The organism is Shewanella chilikensis (assembly GCF_002836945.1).
In the GTDB taxonomy this organism is placed as follows: domain Bacteria; phylum Pseudomonadota; class Gammaproteobacteria; order Enterobacterales; family Shewanellaceae; genus Shewanella; species Shewanella chilikensis.
Window position 1 is genome coordinate 1 of sequence record NZ_NIJM01000112.1, and the last position, 1,110, is coordinate 1,110.

General features: G+C 38.6%; 2 protein-coding genes. Both read left to right on the forward strand.

Going from position 1 to position 1,110, the window contains the following annotated elements; genetic code table 11:
• Positions 1–340, forward strand: a 340-nt coding sequence (locus CX651_RS20215; RefSeq protein ID WP_232788342.1) for a hypothetical protein, incomplete at its 5' end; no start/stop codon positions are given.
• Between the two features lie 142 nt (positions 341–482).
• Positions 483–959, forward strand: coding sequence for a hypothetical protein (locus CX651_RS19755; RefSeq protein ID WP_101057803.1), 477 nt, complete (start codon positions 483–485; stop codon positions 957–959).
• The last annotated feature ends 151 nt before the right edge of the window (positions 960–1,110 follow it).

Genomic DNA, 1,110 nt, shown 5'->3' on the forward strand with positions numbered 1-1,110 from the left:
GCGGCCACAGGCCTATGTGCACAACCCGCTCGAATGGGTGGATCCGCTAGGGTTGAGTGGCTGTCCTAATGCTGAAGAAGCTGATGACGCAATTTTGGGACCACATGGTAAGCTGAAAAATGATTCGCGCCCGGGACAATCGCATCACTTAAACCAAGATGCAGTGTTTCGTGATGTGATTCCTACCAATAGTGGTGCTGCAATCAAATTGGAAGGTAATGCATTTGTACACCTCACTATTAAGCACATAAATCTCTTGAGCAATTTTGGGATAAATATAGACGTGGAGGGGAACTCAGTGAGCAACGTCCTACAAACCTTCAATATACTCAAGCATTAAAGCATTCATTAGAGTCAGCAGGCTTGCCTGCTAATCAAGTAAATCAGGCTGTAAAATACAGTATTCAGAATAGGATTCAGTATGGCTTACTTGGTGGGCAGTTAGTTCCTCGGATTCCTGGACGAATTAATTAGGTGAAATTATGAAAATATCTAAATTAACAAAAGATAAGCTATTGGAAATTAAATGGTTTTCAAGTATTGGTGAAAAGGTTGATTTTACCGACATGATATTAGCAAATTCTTTAAATGAAACCGGGGAGTTTCTAGCTGCTCCTGAGTGGGAAAATGTCACTTTGGAAGAATCTAATGAAATGTCAGCTTACTTAGCAGACAAATTTACCGATGCATATCAGCATTGGAATGATGTGGCTAAAGAAGCTAAGTTATTTTTTGAAAATGATTTAAAAGGTAAAATCCCTCACCTAAATGATATTGATAATACACTTTTAGTTCAGTGCGTTGAATGGGATGTTACCCACTATTTAATAGAAGACTTTTATAAAGAGAAATTAAAAAAACCATTGTTTTTCTATAAGTTATTATCCATCTACGAGTGTGGTCATATTCCTTGCGGTTGGTTGGGGGAGTGGCCCAATGGAAAGCTAGTGGTGTATTGAAATCTTTTTTGCCGAAAGGACTCAATGAGTCCTTTCTGATGTTTAAAAATTAGATTTTATTAAAGTTTTTCAATAAAAATACAGGACAGCCATATCTTTTAGCAAGCCGGGCGGGTAGTGCGTCAGGGAGACAATGTTTTCCGCTACGATG

Bases quoted from the DNA above. Each gene is read 5' to 3' on its own strand.
- CX651_RS19755 (WP_101057803.1), top strand. From the start codon at position 483: ATGAAAATATCTAAATTAACAAAAGATAAGCTATTGGAAATTAAATGG.